Annotated in this window: 15 protein-coding genes and 6 tRNA genes; 18 read left to right on the top strand and 3 right to left on the bottom strand. The window is 42.8% G+C overall.

All coding sequences use genetic code 11. From position 1 onward, the window contains the following. The first annotated feature begins 9 nt into the window (after positions 1-9). Positions 10-1,086 carry a PLP-dependent cysteine synthase family protein gene (locus CXF83_RS11965; protein WP_101092060.1) on the top strand — a complete coding sequence of 359 codons (1,077 nt, stop codon included), beginning with the start codon at positions 10-12 and terminating at the stop codon, positions 1,084-1,086. Positions 1,087-1,167: 81 nt separating this feature from the next. On the opposite strand, the gene queE is transcribed toward CXF83_RS11965, so the two are convergent. Continuing rightward, positions 1,168-1,836, bottom strand: a complete 669-nt coding sequence (queE, locus tag CXF83_RS11960) for a 7-carboxy-7-deazaguanine synthase QueE (protein WP_101092059.1) — start codon at positions 1,834-1,836, stop codon at positions 1,168-1,170. Between the two features lie 129 nt (positions 1,837-1,965). On the opposite strand from queE, the gene queC reads away from it, so the two are divergent. Then, complete coding sequence (gene queC, locus CXF83_RS11955; RefSeq protein ID WP_101092058.1) at positions 1,966-2,652, top strand: 7-cyano-7-deazaguanine synthase QueC; 687 nt, start codon at positions 1,966-1,968, stop codon at positions 2,650-2,652. A gap of 5 nt (positions 2,653-2,657) precedes the next feature. After that, a complete protein-coding gene (gene rrtA, locus CXF83_RS11950) occupies positions 2,658-3,224 on the top strand; it encodes a rhombosortase (protein WP_101092098.1) in 567 nt (188 codons plus the stop codon). A 46-nt stretch (positions 3,225-3,270) separates the two neighbouring features. Here the strand turns inward: rrtA and uvrB are convergent, their stop codons facing one another. Further along, positions 3,271-5,271 carry an excinuclease ABC subunit UvrB gene (gene uvrB / locus CXF83_RS11945; protein ID WP_101092097.1) on the bottom strand — a complete coding sequence of 667 codons (2,001 nt, stop codon included), beginning with the start codon at positions 5,269-5,271 and terminating at the stop codon, positions 3,271-3,273. A 999-nt stretch (positions 5,272-6,270) separates the two neighbouring features. Between uvrB and CXF83_RS11940 the strand changes: the two genes are divergently transcribed. The 15 genes from CXF83_RS11940 to gloA all read left to right on the top strand — a co-directional run bounded on the left by CXF83_RS11940 (position 6,271) and on the right by gloA (position 16,822). Then, positions 6,271-6,346 (top strand) — tRNA-Asn (locus CXF83_RS11940). Positions 6,347-6,392: 46 nt separating this feature from the next. Continuing rightward, positions 6,393-6,468 (top strand) — tRNA-Asn (locus tag CXF83_RS11935). A gap of 37 nt (positions 6,469-6,505) precedes the next feature. Then, positions 6,506-6,581: transfer RNA gene (locus tag CXF83_RS11930), tRNA-Asn, on the top strand. A 34-nt stretch (positions 6,582-6,615) separates the two neighbouring features. Then, positions 6,616-6,691: transfer RNA gene (locus CXF83_RS11925), tRNA-Asn, on the top strand. Positions 6,692-6,723: 32 nt separating this feature from the next. Continuing rightward, a tRNA-Asn gene (locus tag CXF83_RS11920) sits at positions 6,724-6,799 on the top strand. A gap of 36 nt (positions 6,800-6,835) precedes the next feature. After that, positions 6,836-6,911 (top strand) — tRNA-Asn (locus CXF83_RS11915). A gap of 183 nt (positions 6,912-7,094) precedes the next feature. Then, the gene (locus CXF83_RS11910) at positions 7,095-9,011 is read left to right on the top strand and encodes an EAL domain-containing protein (RefSeq protein WP_101092057.1); all 1,917 of its coding nucleotides are present in this window, start codon (positions 7,095-7,097) and stop codon (positions 9,009-9,011) included. Between the two features lie 114 nt (positions 9,012-9,125). Then, a complete protein-coding gene (rsxA, locus tag CXF83_RS11905) occupies positions 9,126-9,704 on the top strand; it encodes an electron transport complex subunit RsxA (protein WP_101092056.1) in 579 nt (192 codons plus the stop codon). Positions 9,705-9,706: 2 nt separating this feature from the next. Next, the gene (gene rsxB, locus CXF83_RS11900; protein WP_101092055.1) at positions 9,707-10,276 is read left to right on the top strand and encodes an electron transport complex subunit RsxB; all 570 of its coding nucleotides are present in this window, start codon (positions 9,707-9,709) and stop codon (positions 10,274-10,276) included. Further along, complete coding sequence (gene rsxC / locus CXF83_RS11895; protein WP_101092054.1) at positions 10,270-12,888, top strand: electron transport complex subunit RsxC; 2,619 nt, start codon at positions 10,270-10,272, stop codon at positions 12,886-12,888. Before rsxB ends, rsxC begins: the two co-directional genes overlap by 7 nt. 3 nt (positions 12,889-12,891) lie before the next feature. Beyond that, a complete protein-coding gene (gene rsxD, locus CXF83_RS11890) occupies positions 12,892-13,944 on the top strand; it encodes an electron transport complex subunit RsxD (RefSeq protein ID WP_101092053.1) in 1,053 nt (350 codons plus the stop codon). A 103-nt stretch (positions 13,945-14,047) separates the two neighbouring features. Beyond that, positions 14,048-14,686: an electron transport complex subunit RsxG gene (rsxG, locus tag CXF83_RS11885; protein WP_101092052.1), complete on the top strand. Its 639-nt coding sequence runs from the start codon at positions 14,048-14,050 to the stop codon at positions 14,684-14,686. Continuing rightward, complete coding sequence (locus tag CXF83_RS11880) at positions 14,679-15,374, top strand: electron transport complex subunit E (protein WP_101092051.1); 696 nt, start codon at positions 14,679-14,681, stop codon at positions 15,372-15,374. Before rsxG ends, CXF83_RS11880 begins: the two co-directional genes overlap by 8 nt. Positions 15,375-15,439: 65 nt before the next feature. Then, the gene (gene nth, locus CXF83_RS11875) at positions 15,440-16,081 is read left to right on the top strand and encodes an endonuclease III (protein WP_101092050.1); all 642 of its coding nucleotides are present in this window, start codon (positions 15,440-15,442) and stop codon (positions 16,079-16,081) included. Positions 16,082-16,411: 330 nt separating this feature from the next. Continuing rightward, positions 16,412-16,822 carry a lactoylglutathione lyase gene (gene gloA / locus CXF83_RS11870; RefSeq protein ID WP_101092049.1) on the top strand — a complete coding sequence of 137 codons (411 nt, stop codon included), beginning with the start codon at positions 16,412-16,414 and terminating at the stop codon, positions 16,820-16,822. Positions 16,823-16,897: 75 nt separating this feature from the next. Here the strand turns inward: gloA and CXF83_RS11865 are convergent, their stop codons facing one another. Continuing rightward, positions 16,898-19,471: a TonB-dependent receptor gene (locus CXF83_RS11865; RefSeq protein WP_101092048.1), complete on the bottom strand. Its 2,574-nt coding sequence runs from the start codon at positions 19,469-19,471 to the stop codon at positions 16,898-16,900. Positions 19,472-20,654: the final 1,183 nt, after the last annotated feature.

Below are 20,654 nucleotides of genomic sequence, written 5' to 3'. Positions count from 1 at the left end.
GGCCTTAACGTGACCAATTATTGGGTAAATCAAGCCATCGAAAAAATTGAGGCTGACTTTCAACGAAGTGCTGACACTCATCTCATCAAACTCGAAACACCGAGTTTGAGCGGAATAGATATTTATCTGAAAGATGAAAGTACCCACCCAACTGGTAGTTTAAAGCACCGTCTGGCCCGCTCTCTTTTTCTTTACGCTTTATGTAATGGCTGGATAAAAGAGAACACCACGGTGATAGAATCATCTTCAGGCAGTACCGCGGTATCAGAAGCCTACTTTGCTCGTTTACTTGGACTGCCCTTTATCGCAGTCATGCCAAGTAGTACCGCTAAGACAAAAATTCAGCAAATTGAATTCTACGGAGGACAATGCCATTTCGTTGACCACTCAAGTAAAATCTATGCCGAATCAGAACGACTAGCGCAAGAGCTTGATGGCCATTATATGGACCAGTTTACTTACGCAGAGCGTGCGACTGATTGGCGCGGCAACAATAATATTGCCAACGCTATTTTTAACCAGATGGAAAAAGAGCAACATTCAATTCCTACTTGGATAGTGATGAGCCCTGGCACGGGTGGCACCTCAGCAACAATAGGACGCTATATCCGCTACCAACGGTTAGCCACTAAACTTTGTGTTGTCGATCCTGAAAACTCAGTTTTCTTCGACTATTTCAACAATGGCGATAAAAAAATTACTTGTGTTAACGGCAGTAAGATAGAAGGTATAGGCCGACCAAGAGTTGAACCCTCTTTCATCCCGGGTGTCGTTGATGAAATGCGTAAAATCCCTGATCCAGCATCTATAGCGACCATCTATTGGCTAGAGAGCATCATTGGTCGCAAAACGGGTCCATCAACCGGCACTAACCTGTATGGCGTATTGCAGTTAGCCTCTGAAATGGCTAAGAAGGGACAAACAGGTTCTATCGTTACTCTTATCTGTGACTCTGGTGAGCGCTACCTAGATACTTATTACAGTCCTGAGTGGGTGCAAGCTAACATTGGTGACTTAACACCTTATAATGACGCTCTGAAGCAATTTAGTATGACTAGCGTGCTAGATTGCCCCTCTAAAACATAGTCTGTAAACAAGATCTAAAAAGCCCTAGTGAAATCACTCTCACTAGGGCTTTTTGCTATACCTTTATTAGTATATTACTGACTAATCAATATTTAAGTATTTATGGGTCTGTATCGATAAACGCCAATTACGCTCAATACAGGTTTTCATCGCCAGTTCAGTTGCTCTTGGCTTTTGGCTGATAGGTTGCAGGCAAATTGTTTTATCTTCAACGTCGATATTAACCAACAGTTGGTCAAGCTCTTCAATGTGGTTGTTGGTCGCAACAGGGTGCTTTATCTCATTCGCGCGCTCAAGTGCTTGCGCTAAGACCTTATAACCGCCTTTCATATTAATTTTAGGTGAGACTGTCACCCAGGTATCACTGTCGCATAGAACGTCGAATGTACCACTGGTTTCTATCTGTGTTTGATAACCATTGTCATGCAAATATGCGGTCAATTCTGATAAGTCATATAGACATGGCTCACCACCAGTAATCACGATATGTTTTGCTGTAAAGCCTTTCTGCTTAAAAGCACTGACAAGCTGTTCACTTGAAAGCTCAGACCAGCGACCTATTGTGCCGTCAACTTGGATAACTAATTCAGGCTTAACCCGATTACTCTCCACTAACTCCCAAGTATGTTTGGTATCACACCATGCGCAGCCAACAGGACAACCTTGAAGCCTGACAAAGATAGCAGGCACACCGGTAAAATAGCCTTCGCCTTGTATTGTTTCAAACACTTCATTGACTGGATAGTTCATCTAATTTACCTCGTGATTAGCAGGGCGGCATTTATAGAGGATTTTTAACCGAGTCGCAAGTAGTTTAAAAGCGAGCGATGCTGCGTTAAACTGTCAGTTCTCATTAGAAATATAAATTGAAGCCTTACTATGTCCAAAGCTGTTGTCGTTTTTAGTGGTGGTCAAGATTCTACTACCTGTCTTATTCAAGCACTCACCCAATATGATGAAGTCCACACTGTGACCTTTGATTATGGTCAGCGTCACAGTCAAGAGATAGAAATAGCAAAGACTTTATCTAAACAGTTGGGCGCCATAAGCCATAAATTACTCGACGTTGGAATACTCAATGACCTAACTGTCAGTGCATTGACTCGTGATATACCTATCGAAGAAAACAAAGATAGTAATTCAATTCCAAATACTTTTGTTCCCGGGCGTAATATTCTATTTCTGACCCTTGCGGGGATCTATGCCTACCAGCTTGATGCTGACGTCATTATTACTGGCGTATGCGAGACAGACTTCTCTGGTTATCCTGATTGTAGAAATGAATTTATCAAGTCGATGCAAACAGCATTGATGCAGGGAATGGATAGACAATTAGAGATCAGCACGCCTTTAATGTGGCTTGATAAAGCCGAAACTTGGGCTCTTGCTGACAAATACGATAGTCTAGAGTTAGTGCGCCAGCAAACCTTAACGTGCTATAACGGCCTTAAAGGTGATGGTTGTGGTACCTGTCCTGCGTGTTTGTTACGTCAACGCGGCTTAGATGAATATTTAGCAAACCCAAAAGATATTCAAGCGCAATTAGCGGTTAAATGCACCAAATAACAACAATGGTAAAAAGCCCTTACGCTGTGGCTGCCATTATTAGCATCATTTGCATTGCTCTTTTTTATTTGGGCTTAGATGATCTTTTAGCTTATCGGCGTGATCTGATTTTTGATGGCCAATACTGGCGATTGTTAACCGGGAACTTTCTGCACACCAACGCCTGGCATTTGGTCATGAACTTGGCCGGTTTATGGGTGATACTGTTATTACATGAGCAACATTACCGCGCTAAATCGCTCGCGGTTATTATCGTCGCTTTAAGTTTAATGCAAGGTATTGGGCTGTTACTGTTTTTTCCTGAGACTAAAGGCTATGTCGGCCTCAGTGGCATGCTGCACGGATTATTTGTTTATGGTGCTGTACTTGATATCACTAAAGGATTGAAAACAGGTTACTTGCTTACGCTAGGGGTGATTTTAAAAGTTTTCTATGAACAAACATACGGTGCCAGTAGCGAAGTCACCGCGCTTATCGGCGCGAGAGTGGCAACTGAAGCACATTTTGTCGGACTGATTAGTGGTCTTATCTGTTTAGCCTCAGTATATGCCGTTAGGAAGTTAAAAAAATAGGGACTAGGTCCCTATTTTTCATTCTCTATATCATCACGGTTCATGGCTACGCTTTGATAAACTGCTCTCGCAATTGACCCACTCGATCTCTTACCGCTGCAGCTTCTTCAAATTCAAGATTCTTAGCATGCTCATGCATCTGTTTCTCAAGCTTATCAATCTCGTGGCTAATATCGGCGGGTTTAACCAGATAGTCAGCGCCCTGCTCTGCCACCTTGCGCGAGTTACCATACTGTTTGCTATCACCCACATCCATAACATCGGTAATACGCTTAATAACACCTCTAGGGGTAATTCCATTATCAAGGTTGTACTGGTGTTGCATCACTCTGCGGCGATTGGTTTCGGTAATCGCTTTATCCATAGACTTAGTTATGCGGTCACCGTAAAGAATGACTTTACCATTCACATTACGTGCAGCACGGCCAATTGTTTGGATAAGTGAACGCTCTGAGCGCAAAAAGCCCTCTTTATCTGCATCGAGAATGCACACTAATGACACTTCAGGCATGTCTAAGCCTTCACGCAGTAAGTTAATGCCAATCAGCACATCAAACACGCCGAGTCTGAGATCTCTGATGATTTCAACCCGCTCAACAGTATCGATATCCGAATGCAGATATCTGACTTTGACTCCATGTTCATCTAAATACTCAGATAAATCTTCAGACATTCTTTTGGTTAATGTCGTAACTAGCACTCGTTCGTTAACCGCCACTCGCTTAGCAATTTCTGAGAGTAGATCGTCAATCTGAGTCCCTACCGGCCTCACTTCAATCTCAGGATCCAACAAGCCCGTCGGCCGCACGACTTGTTGAGCAATTTCGCCGTCTGATTTATTAATCTCATAATCACTCGGCGTAGCTGATACAAAAATGCTCTGTGGCATTAAGGCTTCAAACTCTTCAAATTTTAACGGACGATTATCAAGTGCTGATGGTAAGCGAAAGCCATATTCAACAAGGTTCATCTTGCGAGAACGGTCACCTTTGTACATCGCCCCAATTTGCGGAACGGTCACGTGAGACTCATCGATAATTAATAAACCATCTTTGGGTAAGTAATCGAGCAAGGTCGGTGGTCCATCGCCCGAAGCTCGTCCCGAGAGATAGCGTGAGTAGTTTTCGATCCCCGAGCAATATCCGAGCTCTGTCATCATCTCAATATCATATTGCACGCGCTCGGTAATACGTTGCTCTTCAATCAGCTTATTGAGTTCCAGTAGCTGCTTCTTACGGTCTCTTAACTCTTCTTTGATGTACTCTGTTGCGGCGAGTATAGATTCACGCGGCGTAACATAGTGACTCTTAGGGTATACGGTAATACGGGCAATACGCTTAACAATGTGCCCCGTTAACGGATCAAACAGGCTCAGTCGCTCAATCTCATCATCAAAAAGCTCTACTCTAATGGCATGTTTATCGGAATCTGCAGGGAATACGTCAATAACCTCACCGCGAACACGGTAAGTACCGCGCTGAAGATCGGTATCATTACGCTTATATTGCAGTTCACTGAGTCGTTTCAGCATATCGCGCTGTTCCATTATCGCTCCTTCTCGAAGGTGCAATAACATTTTCATATAGGCTTTTGGATCACCCAAGCCGTAGATAGCAGAAACAGAGGCTATGAGGACTACGTCTTTACGCTCGAGCAGTGCCTTGGTTGCTGACAAACGCATCTGTTCAATGTGTGCGTTGACCGAGGCATCCTTTTCGATAAAGGTACCGGTAGAGGGAACATAAGCTTCAGGCTGGTAATAGTCATAGTAAGAAACAAAGTACTCAACGGCATTATGTGGAAAGAACTCTTTCATCTCACCATAGAGTTGAGCTGCCAGTGTCTTGTTGGGTGCCATAATAATAGTCGGTCGAGACATTTGTTCTATCACATTGGCGATAGTAAACGTTTTTCCTGAGCCAGTAACACCTAATAAGGTTTGACTGGCAACCCCAGACTCTAATCCATCGACAAGCTGTTTAATTGCCGTAGGTTGATCGCCCGCAGGTTGGTATTGCGATTCCAATTGAAATACAGATTCAGACACTAGGTTATGCTTCCTCATTTTACTTGGGCGCATTTTACCCTATTTAACACTAAGATGGCATGAACCGTAAAATTATCACCGATACAGAAGATTCAACAATGTAGGTAACAGCAGAGGTTATTGCTATATATACGGCTATCCAAAGTGAGCCCTGTACATAGCCTTCACATTAATCGCATTGATATCATGAGCGTTTAAGGTCAGTTCAACTCTTATGGGCTAGTTTTCCACCTTTAATCCAATCTAACGAATATCGACCACCACAAAGTTTATAAGCATCGCTTTATATTAGAAATAATGCGCTCAGCAGAATGTACTTCTTACTAAACGCTCTTACACCAATGTTATTACCGTTTATGATTAATCATATGAAAGTTTGTGACAAGATAACAATCAAGTACTTAGCAAAGGGGATTAGGCTACAACGGCCTAGAACAGGCACTTTAATTCACAATTCGACCACAATAAGCGGTTACAATTTGGCAACACCCCCTGAATGGCAAAAAATTAACTGTTGATTTTTACATCAGTCTGTTTTTAAACAATAAAAAAAAAACTCGACAAAATTGCTCATTTTAAGCTCAAGCCCCTATTCATAGGCCTTAGCAACCGATTTTTTCACTTAACCCACAGGCTTATCCACAGATTTAGTGGATAACTCACTCTAGCCTTGTTATAGCGGGACTTTTAACCAATACTGCTACTGAAGCTTTATGTAGCAAGATTTTGTAATTTTATTACATATGAAGTGCTCGTACTCTTCTGTTTGAAGCATTGTTTTTCTCTATATACTTTGAAAGTAATCGAAAACTACGATTAACTCATTCACTTGCGTTCTAGCTGTTCAGTTAATGACAAATATGGTGCATTCATCACCATGATGCACATTTGATGAACACTTAACCGCATAAATTCACTTTTTTTCCATTGTCGAGTTGACTCAGTAGTAAGAGCCATTTAATATGCGCTCCGTCTTCAACGAGACATAACTTAAACGATTCCCCTGTAGTTCAGCTGGTAGAACGGCGGACTGTTAATCCGTATGTCACTGGTTCGAGTCCAGTCTGGGGAGCCAAAGTTTAAGTTAATCAGATATTTATCTGGTAATATAAAAGAGCAATTCCCCTGTAGTTCAGTTGGTAGAACGGCGGACTGTTAATCCGTATGTCACTGGTTCGAGTCCAGTCCGGGGAGCCACTTTTATATCACCGTTAAATATTGGTAAAAATGCAATTCCCCTGTAGTTCAGTTGGTAGAACGGCGGACTGTTAATCCGTATGTCACTGGTTCGAGTCCAGTCCGGGGAGCCACATTTTTATCAGCGTAAAAGAAGTAAAATGCGATTCCCCTGTAGTTCAGTTGGTAGAACGGCGGACTGTTAATCCGTATGTCACTGGTTCGAGTCCAGTCCGGGGAGCCAACATTTTATTTAAGATTTAGATTTAAAGCGATTCCCCTGTAGTTCAGTTGGTAGAACGGCGGACTGTTAATCCGTATGTCACTGGTTCGAGTCCAGTCCGGGGAGCCAATTTAAAGATAAGTTTGATATAGGTAGTACTGTGATTCCCCTGTAGTTCAGTTGGTAGAACGGCGGACTGTTAATCCGTATGTCACTGGTTCGAGTCCAGTCTGGGGAGCCAACCTTATCTAAATTAATCTCTGCTTTTCCATAACAAGCCTCTCGATAATCAAGAAATAATCGTTCAAATAAAACACTCATCAAACAAAGCAACTGATATTCAATCTAAAACCTGTTTATAATACCCATAGAGATACACCTTTTTAGAACAATTTTGTCTTCTATGATTGTGAATGGACTCATTATGACCAGCTTCAGATACTCTCAACTTTTTTTAGTGTTCGTTTTCTGCGGGCTCACCTTCATTACCTATTCAATCAATCAAGCTGATTTTGCCCATAGTCGCGAGCAAGAACTCACAAAATATACTGCAAGTATTGCGACCCAAAGCAATTGGCAAGGCAATGGCAAGGCGTTATACCAACATTTGACGACGAGTTTTAATTTTCAGTTCTTCCAATACATCGACACCAATGACAGTGACAATAGCTTCACTCACGGCAAGTTACTTGCTGAAAGTAGAAGTATTATTAAAAATATATATCAGATTGATATCCCGTTAACCCGAACACTCGCTAATGGTCGATTACAGGTCAAGCTTGCCATAGACAAAGAGCTCACTGCAGTATCCAATCGATTTCAATATCAACTGCTGTTAATTTGGGGCACCTTCCTACTCATCAGTGTTTTTAATGTGTTACTCGCGGCACTCCACGCTAAAAAGTTGCGCTACAGTTGCAAAATAATCGATGACTTACCCAATTTTACTTTCCATGCGATTCAAAAATCTAAATTAAAGGGAGAGCTCACTCCATTAGCAAAAGTGCTAGAGTCATGCCAAAGCAATCTAAAAGCTAAAGTGGATGAGTTTAATGATGCCCATGAAAAGCTCACTAGGGTCGCCTTTCAGGACCCAGTCACGGGCTTCGGTACACGCGCTAAATTCACTGAAAAGTTAAATGAAATATGTTTGCCTAACAGCCAACAATTAGGTGTACTGGCTATCGTTAGAGCGACTGAGCTTGCCGTCATCAACCAGCTACATGGGCGTGAAGCGGGTGATGATTATTTAACACGCATAGCCAACCACATCAGAAAGTCTTTAGTTAAATCACCCAATGCTTATTTTTATCGCATATCGACTGCTGATTTTGCACTCATATTACCCGACATATCCTTAAAAGATGGCACCACTATTATCGAGGAGCTTAAAGTTGCCTTTGATGAGTACCAACAAAATTTGGGCACCGATTCTGTCGCCTACATAGGTTTATGCCCTTATCTGCAAGGCTGTGATCCCGTGTCATTAATGACATTAGCCGATACTGCCGTCAGTATTGCGCAAACACTTGGCCCAAATAGTTTTCATGTACAGCAGAAGCTGTCGGGTGATGAACTGTTTGGTGATAGCCGTTGGAAAATCGCAATCGATGATATTCTAAAACGGAAAGCGATAAAATTTTACGCTCAGCCTATTCGTCCCTGCCGAACTAATATTGAATCTTACCGAGAGCTGTTGTCTCGCTTTTACAACGATCAAGGTAAATTCTTACCCACTACCACGGTTATCGCGATGGCAGAGCGCCATGGCATGAGCGAAGAACTTGATAAACTAGTGATATTAAAAACGCTGAGCACGCTCATTAATATGCCTTCGCTTACGGGCCTATTTGGGATCAATATCAGCTCATCATCCGCAAACCAAGAAAGCTTTGTCGCTTGGCTCAAAAACATTTTGGTTCGCCAACGACATTTGGCCGCTAGACTTGTTTTTGAAGTCAGTGAATCGGGGATGCAAACCAACTTATCTGCGACGTATCATTTCATCAATGAAGTGCATAGTGTTGGCGCTCGAGTATCGATTGAAAGATTTGGTCTCGGCTTTACCTCGTTCAAGTTTTTTAAAGATGTTCGCCCAGACTTTATCAAGTTAGATGGTAGTTATACTCGAGGTATTATTTCGGACACACATAATCAGTTTTTTGTTAAAATGATCATTGATATAGCAAGAAAACTGATGATTAAAGTGATTGCGACCAGCGTCGAAAATCAACAAGAAAAATTGGCCATGGAGCAGCTATTACTCGATGGGCTTCAAGGATACTATATTGCGAAGCCAACGCCGTTAATCACCGTGAGTAAGAGCGAAAAATTGAAATAGTGCGTTAATTTCACCCACAAGAAATCAAATTTATTTGTCCTTGTTTTCTTTGTGTTGTTTATAGTGTCGGAAAAGCCGATAATAGCGCTAAGATTGTCTAAAAAATGAATTGAGATGAGTGAATATCTCCTATTGTTGGTCGGCACGGTGCTGGTCAATAACTTTGTATTAGTAAAATTCCTAGGTTTATGCCCTTTTATGGGGGTGTCCAGCAAACTTGAGTCTGCTATTGGTATGTCCATGGCGACCACATTTGTGTTGACGCTCGCGTCTATTCTCAGCTATCTGGTAAACCAATACCTGCTATTACCTTTTGATCTCGGTTACTTGAGGACAATGAGCTTTATTTTAGTTATCGCCGTGGTTGTTCAATTTACCGAAATGTTAGTACAAAAAACAAGTGCTTCATTACATCGCGCGTTAGGTATTTACTTACCCTTGATCACCACAAACTGCGCAGTACTTGGTGTTGCCCTGCTCAATATTAATGAAGACCATAATTTTTTTGAGTCTGCCATATTCGGTTTCGGTGCAGCGGTTGGATTTTCGTTAGTCTTGATCCTATTTTCAGCAATGCGTGAACGACTCGCCGCTGCAGATATACCCGCCCCGTTTCAAGGTGGCGCTATCGCAATGGTAACCGCGGGTCTTATGTCCCTTGCATTTATGGGCTTTACAGGGTTGGTTAAATAAACATGTCAGGTATTGTCATTGCTGTTGTTGTTCTCACAGTACTCGCGCTTGTCTTTGGTATTTTGCTGGGATTTGCCGCTGAAAAATTTAAAGTTGAAGGAGATCCGCTTGCAGAGCAAGTGGAAGCATTACTGCCCCAAACACAATGTGGTCAATGTGGGTATCCGGGTTGCAAGCCTTATGCTGATGCTATTGCCAATGGTGATAAGATCAATAAATGCCCCCCGGGTGGCACTGCCACAATGGAGAAGATTGCTGATCTCCTTGGCGTAGATCCTGAGCCTCTCAACGCCACAGAGGAAGTCCAAGAGAAAAAAGTCGCCTATATACGTGAAGACGAATGCATAGGATGTACTAAATGCATTCAAGCTTGCCCTGTCGATGCCATTTTAGGGTCAGGAAAGCTGATGCATACTGTCATTATCGATTATTGCACCGGTTGCGATCTATGCGTTGCTCCCTGCCCTGTAGATTGTATTGATATGCTTCCCATCGAACAAACAACTAAGACCTGGAATTGGCAATTAAATGCGATTCCAGTAACACAAGTGCAAGAGGATCCGCAGTGCTAACTTTATTAGAACAAGTTGATAAAGGAACGCTTTGGCGCTCGCATGGTGGTATCCACCCCCCAGAGTTAAAAACGCTATCAAATAAGACCGCTATTGCCGATTTCCCCTTAGCAAAGCAATTTGTCATTCCTGTTCCACAAGTGGGCGATAGTGCGTTGCTTAGTATCAACGCCGGTGAGCGGGTATTAAAAGGCCAAGCACTGACAACAGGCACCAGTTTCTCTCATTGTCCTGTGCACGCACCGACTTCAGGTACCATTACAGCCATTAAACAGATGCCCAGCAACCATGCGTCTGGCTTACCTGTTTTAAGCTGTGTGCTCGCCGCTGACGGACAAGATGAAGCTATCGAAGCCATTACCAGTGACGTTTCCGCGTTGGACAATCAACAGATCTTAAAAAAGATCCAAGACGCTGGTATAGCTGGCCTCGGTGGAGCCGCATTTCCGACCCACATAAAACTACGACCAGCGAGCGACATTGAGCTCGTGATCATCAACGGTATTGAGTGTGAACCTTACATCACGTCCGATGATAGATTAATGCAAGAGCATAGCGATCAAATCCTGTCCGGCATCGCCATTATTGAACGCTTATTGACCCCTAAACGGATCATTATCGCCATTGAAGATAATAAACCCGAAGCCAGTGAAGCAATGCAGCATTCACTCAATCGAAGCGAACTGTCCAGTGACCAAGTTAGGATCACAAAAGTACCCACAAAATACCCATCTGGCGGTGAGAAACAGTTAATCCAAATTTTAACCGGTCAAGAAGTACCTTCAGGCGCAATACCCGCCCAGCTTGGTATGCTGGTACAAAATGTCGGTACCGCATACGCAATACAAGATGCTGTCATTAATGGAAAACCACTCACATCAAGAGTGGTCACGGTTACTGGACTTAATAGCGAAAATCCTGGTAACTACTGGATGCCGATAGGCACGCCGATTGAGCATATTCTTCACACTAACGGCTTTAAAGGCGATCTAAACCAAGATAAAGTCATTATCGGCGGCCCAATGATGGGCCACTTATTACCTGATGTCGCAGCGCCGGTGCTTAAAGGGACCAACTGTGTATTATTGCCAAGCAGTGAAGAGATCGCAGAAGAACAACATGAAATGCCTTGCATTCGTTGCGGAGAATGCGCCGTAGTATGCCCTGCATTGCTATTACCACAGCAGCTTTTTTGGCATGCTCAAGCAGAAGAATATGACAAAGCCGCTAGCTTTAATCTTCGTGATTGTATTGAGTGCGGTTGCTGCAGTTATGTTTGTCCAAGTGACATTCCATTAGTTGAATATTATCGCGTCGCTAAATCTGCACTGCGTACACAATCTGAAGAGAAAAAACAGGCGGATTTAGCCAAACAACGTTTTGATGCGAGACAGCAACGACTGGAAGATGAAAAACTCGCTCGAGAAACTAAAGCAAAAGAAGCTGCCGAACGTCGTAAAAATAACATGGGGAGCACCGACAACAATGCGGTGGCAGAAGCCATGGCACGCATTAAGGCGAAGAAAGCCGCCGAGTCGAATGCTGGAGACACCACTGCAACGGACGCTGTTCAAGATAAAAAGGCGCAAATAGCCGCCGCGGTTGCTCGTGCAAAGGCTAAGAAAGCCTCTCCTGCTGCAACGAATAAACAGCCAGCGGACTCCGACGATGTAGAAGTCGACGAGAGCAATGATAAAAAAGCTAAAATAAACGCGGCCATTGCCAGAGCAAAAGCCAAAAAGGCACAACAAAACACAACGGTGGTGAAGTCTCTCGACGTTACAGAAGAAGCTCATTCTGTAGATGCTGTAGACGAAAAGAAAGCGAAAGTGGCCCGCGCCAAGGCAAAGAAACTACGACAGCTTGATGCAGAGCCAGTTCAAAACAACGCGGTAGTAGCTGAATTGGTCACTAAAACAGAGTTACAGCTCTCGCCTGAAGAGATCAAAAAAGCCCGTATTGCTGCAGCTATCGCCAAGGCGAAAGCAAAAAAGCAGTCCGCTGTTATTGATGCGTCAGCACCGACGCAAAGTAGCGTGCTAGAAAACGATTCAGTTACTCCGACAGAAATAGCACTGTCCCCTGAGGATATCAAAAAAGCCCGTATTGCTGCAGCTATCGCTAAGGCGAAAGCAAAAAAGCAGTCCGCTGTTATTGATGCGTCAGCACCGACGCAAAGTAGCGTGCTAGATAACGATTTAGGGACTCTGACAGAAATAGCACTGTCACCAGAGGATATCAAAAAAGCCCGTATTGCTGCAGCTGTCGCCAAGGCGAAAGCAAAAAAACAATCTGCCGTAATCGATGCATCAGCGATTATAAAAAATAGCGTGCTAGAAAACGATTCAGTTACTCCGGCAGAAATAGCACTGTCCCCTGAGGATATCAAAAAAGCCCGTATTGCTGCAGCTATCGCCAAGGCGAAAGCAAAAAAGCAGTCCGCTGTTATTGATGCGTCAGCACCGACGCAAAGTAGCGTGCTAGATAACGATTTAGGGACTCTGACAGAAATAGCACTGTCACCAGAGGATATCAAAAAAGCCCGTATTGCTGCAGCTGTCGCCAAGGCGAAAGCAAAAAAAGCGCAAGCCAAATTGGAAGAGAAGGAATAATTCATGGCATTTAAGTTAGCTTCATCGCCACACTTAAAAGTGCAGCTGCAAACCCAAAGTGTGATGCGAAGAGTCATTTTGTGTGCACTCCCCGGTATCGCTACCCAGTTTTACTTTTTTGGCTGGGGTGTTTTGATCCAAGTATTACTGGCGATTGCTGTTGCTTTGCTCAGTGAATCAGCCGTACTCAAGCTAAGAAAGCGTCCTGTTCGACCGACCATAAGCGACAATAGCGCGGTCCTTACGGCGTTATTAATCGGGGTCTCAATCCCCTCAATAGCACCTTGGTGGGTCGTAGTGATAGGTACTGTCTTTGCCATTGTCATCGTCAAACACCTATACGGTGGCTTAGGGCAAAATATATTTAATCCCGCGATGGCAGCCTATGTCATGTTACTGATCTCCTTTCCAGTACAAATGACCAGTTGGGCAGTACCGTTATCATTAGCGTCAACGCCAATGGATTTAGGGTTAACACTCAAAGCCATTTTTGGAACCATGACGTCAGAGCAACTCAATATATACAAATTGGGTTTTGACGGCATAGCAATGGCAACGCCTCTCGATACAGTAAAGACTGACTTATCACTTGGATTAACCATTACAGAAAGCCTAACGAAAGCCATTTTCTCTGACGGTTACGGCGTAGGTTGGTTTTGGGTAAATATTGCCTACTTACTTGGCGGCCTCGCCATGCTTAAATTAAAAGTTATCCGATGGCAGATAAGTGTCGGCATTATTGCCTCTCTTTTTGTATGCAGTAGCTTTGGTTACTTATTAAGCCCAGACACACACATTGGTCCATTATTCCAACTGTTTTCAGGCGCAACGATGCTGGCCGTATTCTTTATCGCCACCGATCCGGTCACCGCTGCAACCAGCGTACGAGGTAGATTGCTATTTGGTGCCTTAATCGGAGTATTAGTTTATGTTATCCGTACTTATGGTGGCTATCCAGACGCATTTGCCTTCGCGGTTTTACTGGCGAACCTATGTGCACCTTTCATCGATTATTATGTAAAACCACGTAGCTACGGGCATCGATCTGGAAACTAATCGCCGTTAAATGGCGAGTAAAACAGCGGAACTTAAGTCAAATAGGTGCCATCAAGACTGTGTTTAGAGGCTATATTTTGAAAATCAGTTTAGAGACAATATTTTGAAAAATTCAATGTTAAAAAATGGTTTGTTACTCGCACTATTTGCCCTGCTTTGCACCGGACTAGTCGCCGTAGTCAACCAGCTTACATTTGCTAAAATAAAGCAACAGGAACAGATTGAGCTGGCAAGAGTGTTACATCAGATAATTCCTGATGAATTACATGATAACGAGCTCACAGAACATTGCATAACCATTACATCTGTTGATTTCCTAGGCACTGACAAGCCCCTTCCAGCTTATATTGCTACAAAAGAGGGTATTGGTATTGCCATCGCAATTGAAACTGTTGCACCCGATGGTTACAACGGCGACATTAGAATTATCATCGGCTTAGATAAGTCAGGCACCGTGTTAGGCGTGCGTACACTTTCACATCAAGAAACCCCTGGCTTAGGTGACAAAATCGAGCGAAGAAAATCAGATTGGGTATCTTCGTTCAAAGGGTTATCGATATTGTCAGACAAAGATAAACGCTGGCATGTAAAAAAAGATGGCGGAGAGATAGACCAATTTACTGGTGCTACAATTACACCCAGAGCATTCGTAAAAGCGGTTAAAAAAGCCACGCTATATTTTAATGCACATAAAGACGAACTATTAGATGCGCCCGCTAACTGTGAGGTAGGTAATGAGTGATTATAAAGAGTTAGCCTGGCAAGGACTTTGGAAGAACAACCCAGGGCTAGTTCAATTACTGGGCTTATGTCCGTTGCTCGCCGTTACAGCCACTTTAACCAATGCGTTAGGACTTGGGTTGGCGACATTACTGGTGTTGATTGGTTCGAACATTTTAGTCTCTTTAGTGAGAGATTTTGTCCCGAAAGAGATCCGCATACCGGTGTTTGTAATGATCATTGCCGCATTGGTCACCAGCGTTCAGCTATTCATTAATGCTTATGCCTATGGTCTTTACCTGTCGCTAGGGATATTTTTACCACTGATTGTGACCAACTGCGTCATCATTGGCCGAGCTGAAGCATTTGCCTCGCGAAACAACGTAGCAAAATCAGCCTTCGACGGATTAATGATGGGATTAGGTTTTACTCTCGTACTTTGCGTACTAGGTGCTAGCCGTGAAATATTGGGACAAGGTACGCTCTTTTACGGTGCGGACCAGTTATTAGGTGAATGGGCAAAAGGGTTAACGATCCAGCTTTGGCAAGTCGATACCACTTTTTTGTTAGCCATGCTTCCACCCGGTGCTTTTATCGGAATTGGACTGCTGATCGCGCTTAAAAATGTAATTGATAGTTACTTCGAGGCTAGACAGCCTAAGATTGAGGAAGCAGCGCCAACACGCGTTAGGATCACGAAAGTTAACTAATACAGGTTCATTTAATCTAAAAATATCATCTTCAAAATAATAATAACATCGATGGATACTGGCATATGAACACAGAAAAACGGCGCATTATTTTAGAGCGACTTAGAGATAACAACCCTCATCCTGAAACTGAGCTGAATTTCTCAAGTCCATTTGAGCTGTTAGTGGCAGTGACACTTTCAGCTCAAGCGACCGATGTTAGTGTTAACAAAGCAACAAAAAAATTATTTCCTGTCGCTAATACAGCGCATAGTATTGCCGCCCTTGGGGTTGACGGACTCAAGCAGTATATTAAGACCATTGGCTTATACAACAATAAAGCAATTAATGTCGTTAAAGCCTGTGAGATCTTAGTCGAGCAATATGATGGTGTGGTACCCGAAAATAGAGAAGCATTAGAGGCGCTACCTGGCGTTGGTAGAAAAACAGCTAACGTAGTACTTAATACCGCATTCGGCTGGCCTACCATCGCGGTAGATACTCACATTGACAGAGTTTCAAATCGTACTAAGTTTGCGATGGGTAAAAATGTCGTTGAAGTCGAGAAGAAACTGTTAAAAGTGGTGCCAACTGAGTTTAAAGTTGATGTACATCACTGGTTGATTTTACACGGCCGCTACACCTGCATTGCCAGAAAGCCTCGCTGTGGCAGCTGTATAATTGAAGACTTGTGTGAATTTAAAGACAAAATTTACCCTGAAGATTAATAACACCTTCACGGTTTATGATAAATATTACCCATAAAAAAGCCGCTTTCGCGGCTTTTTTTAAAACATATTGATAAAGAAAATAGACAGTCCAACCGCAATAATAACGCTAAGTCCTAGCGACATTTTTAGTTCAGTTTGCATCGGTAACTCCTCGAATAAGTTAATTAATACTATAAGATAAATGAGACTTTATCAGGCTAATTTAAACGTTTTGTGATCTGCGCACGGTCTAATGTAGTCAAAACTCTATCCTAATAACAAACAGTATCCATCGGCTATATTTTCGATATAATTCAATGAGAAAAAACAACAAATAAAGAGGACGAAATGGCACAGTTACTACATACCATGTTACGCGTAGGAAATTTGGAGCGCAGTATTGAATTTTACACCCAAGTTATGGGCATGAAATTATTACGTAAAAGCGAAAATAGTGAATACAAATATACCCTAGCATTTGTTGGCTACGATGAAGAGTCTACAGGCAGTGCGGTGATTGAACTGACCTATAACTGGGGGACTGAAGAATATGACATGGGTAACGCTTTTGGCCATATAGCCATAGGTGAAGAAGATATTTATGCCCGTTGTGAAGCAATAGCCAACGCTGGCGCTAAAGTTATACGTCCAGCGGGTCCCGTTGCTGGCGGCAGTACTGTCATTGCCTTCGTAGAAGACCCTGATGGTTATAAGATCGAGTTAATCCAAATGAGCTCATCTCAGCAAGGCTTGGGATAACGGCCTCTTTTAAATTTCTCCTTTTCTAAAGATATAAAAAAAGCGCCTTTCGGCGCTTTTTATTTTTTGGTTACTTTAGAACTTAACAGTTACACCTGCATAGTACTGGCGACCAATTGTGTCGTAAACTTCTGGTACGGTACCGCCATCACTACCGTTAGAGACGTTTGAAGGCTCTTCGTCAGTCAAGTTCTTAACACCAGCGCTTAACATCCAAGCGTCGTTGATGAAGTAGCTTGCTGAAACGTTATGGTAAAGAATCGCATCAACCTTAGTGCCTTCGCCTAAGTCATCCATCTCACCGATGTAACGGTTGAAGTACATAACATTCCAATCATCTTGACCGGCTTTGATGCTAAAGTTATTACGTACTTGAGCATATGCACCGAAGTTACCATCGATAGTATTAGTGTAATCTACGCCATCTTGCTCAAAGTTCAGCAAGTAAGTGGTGTCATTGCTAACGGTCCAGTCTAGGTTTAACACTTCAAAGCTATACGCTAGGTTAAAATCGATACCGCTAGTGTCTTGGTAACCGACGTTAGTTAGTGAATTGGTAAGGTTATCTAGATCACCGTTTGCACCAATATTAAAGGCTTCACACGCTGCTTGGTCACCCGCAAAACAGTTGTTCAAACCATTTTGGGTATCCATACGTGCAATTGCATTCTTCACTTTAAAGCGCCAGTAATCGACAGTCAGTGACATGCCATCAACATAGCTAGGCGAATACACTAAACCCGCAGTGTAAGACTCTGACTCTTCAGGTTTAAGATCTTCATCAGAGGTTCGAATAACTAAGATCTGTGGGTCTTGCTCATTACCCCATGGATCTTTAAGATAATCGAATGAACCTGAGTTTCCGCCGTATAGCTCGCTGACACTTGGTGCACGGAAACCTGTCGCCGCAACTGTACGGATCATTAAGTCATCAGTCGCTGCGTATGTTAGACCAATTTTCCAAGTCGATGCGTTACCGAATGTAGAGTAATCGTCGAAACGAAGCGCGAATTCACCGGTTAGCTTATCAGTAAAAGGCACGCTGACTTCTTGGAAAACAGAAATTACGTTGTAGTTACCATCAGTAGGATCTTGTTGAGCAGCGGTACTTTCACCTGCAACCACAATTGGGTCTGGATTATAGAAACCACTCTCATAACGGTATTCTGCACCGATAGCGTAAGCTACAGCACCTGCATCAAGGTCAAAAAGCTCACCGGTTAGACCCGCGGAGAATACATGTTGCTCGTTACCGCCATCAGCATTTTCAGTATAAGCAACACTATCAAGTAATGCTTGGTCCGTCATTGGCTGGCCACTAAACCATGCATCTTGATCGGCATAGATTGCATCTGTCATGATTGATGCATTGATCGAGTTTTCTACCGCTGTTTCAGCTTTGTTTTTACCGTAAGTATAGGAAATATCCCAGTCCATACCGGTATTGACATCAATTGAACCTGCAAGAGCAGCTGAGACACGTAATGTATCAGTGTCCTGAGTATAAACACGAGGACCAACGTCATTCATACGTTTTCTGTAGTTTATCTCGCCTTTATCATCAGCAACAATACCGCCAGCTGCCATTTCAGGCGTAATCTCTGCACAAGTTAATGGATCTTGACCTGTCTTACAGACATCTAGTTGTAAATTTGCTGGCTGAGGCGCCAACTGCTGGTTTGACTTACGCTTGGTGTAAAGAATATCACCCGTTAGCACTAGCTCATTGCCAAGCTCTTGAGTCATGTTAGCAAATAAGCTGTAACGCTTACTTGGAGTCTGGTAAAAACTGTCTTGGGTATAATCATAGCCTTGCCCTTGGGGAACCCACGCAGTGCCATCATTATTCTTAACTTCTGTTTTATTGTTGCCTTTGTCATCTAGTATTGGATTTCCATTCTCATCCAATTGATTTCCAACAATGCCGCCATTTGGTGTAAATGAACTGTTACCTGGATCTGTCCAGTCACGATCAGATTGAACAACACCACGACGCTCAGAGTAAGCAGCACCGAATGTGTAGTTACCTGTATCGGTATTAAAACCGTAAAGAGCACTGATTTCGCCGTTTTCACCGTCGCTCTTATCAGTCATGCCACCAGTTACATCTATCTGGAAGCCATCAAAATCTTTTTTAGTGATGATGTTAACAACACCTGCAATAGCGTCAGAGCCATAGACTGCTGATGCACCATCTTTTAGAATCTCTACACGTGCAATCATTGCAACAGGGATAGAGTTAAGATCCACAGCGCTATCAGCACCTGAACCTGAGTTAACCATACGGCGACCGTTAAGCAATACTAACGTACGCTGTGAGCCCATACCACGAAGGTCAACTTGAGCAACACCGTCTGCACCGTTGTTAGTACTTGAACCAACAGCAGCACCAGCCATAGAAGTTTGTGCTTGTAGCATTTGGTCAACAGAAGTAAAGCCTTCAGCTTTAATTGTTGCTGCGTCAATAACGGTAACTGGAGAGGCTGTTTCCATATCCTGTCGTTGAATACGGGAGCCGGTTACAGCGATACGCTCTACTTTAGCTTCCTCTTCAGCGTAGGCTGCTGTAGAAACAGTAATTGCTGATGTAGATACAGATGCGATCAATCCGAACTTTATTGCAGAGGCCAATTTCGATGGTCTGTTCATTTATGTCGTACTCCCTAGCTTAATTATTTTTATATGCACGTCATTTGTTATCAGTGACGTTGCTAGAGATACTGCAATTTCACGTTTATGCCGTCAATCCACCAAATCGTTAACCATTCACTTTGCCTTGTTAACCAATATGGTAAATAAAGTAATCAAAAATCGAGCCGGTCGTTTTTCATGAAAGCAATAACCCAACAAGGCAGAGTAATAAGCCGCAATGCACCCATATATTGGTGTAAACACCTGCTGAGCCAGTAACCTTTTATTAACCATCAAAATAAACAAAGCGTGACACAGATCACATTTATTCTTTTGTTTTTTTAGTAAAAAGGCCACATATATGGTCAATTATTAGAGTTGGCTCATGCTTTTTTATGCAGAAATAGACTAGCCAGCAAGAAACCGTTCAGAATTGAAACAATACTTCACACTGGGATTGTTACCGCTGACAACATAAGGGCGTACAAACACACATCAATCCACACGTATCAGCAACAGATGTTATAACTTCAGATGTTAGAAGTAACATTTATGAATTAGAATAAATACTCACAATTGATAGATAACTAAGCTGCCGAATTGTAGATTTAGACCCATTACATCACAGAGCATCAATCACGCTGAAATAATCACGGCGAAATATTCAACATAGGCTGGAATCACCTTGAGTTCATCACTGTCACTCAAACTACAGTGTATAGATGACTGTCTACATAATTTGAAAGGGTGAATTGTTGCTCTTAGGTACCATTAGAAAGTACAGGGATAGATTCGACGTAGGCATGATGTGCGCCAATGGTTTTGACAGTTCGACCTCACGATTTTGCAGTTTGATTTTACCTAAAGTTGTATTCGAACGCGCACAAGTATCACTTAAACGTTGATCAACATGTCTAAACCCCGCCACTAAAATATTCAACACCCATTAAGAATGAGGGGCTGTCCACTGTTGTCATTAATGGGAAAGGGAATTAGCCGTTCGTTCGATGCAACACTGCTCGATAATAATGACTATCAAGGAAAGTAATGAGTCACATCGGATACGGAGCCCCCATTCAATTAGCCAATAAGCATAAACTAAATCTAAAAACGTTGCAGCTTAGATAAAAACAACACTTACAAGCCCTTTCCGGCCATGAGTTTAGAGAACTCAGGCGTTGTCCGGAAATAATTCTGATGG

It is taken from the genome of Shewanella sp. Choline-02u-19 (assembly GCF_002836205.1).
Classification (GTDB): domain Bacteria; phylum Pseudomonadota; class Gammaproteobacteria; order Enterobacterales; family Shewanellaceae; genus Shewanella.
This window is presented reverse-complemented; position numbering and strand designations above follow the sequence as displayed.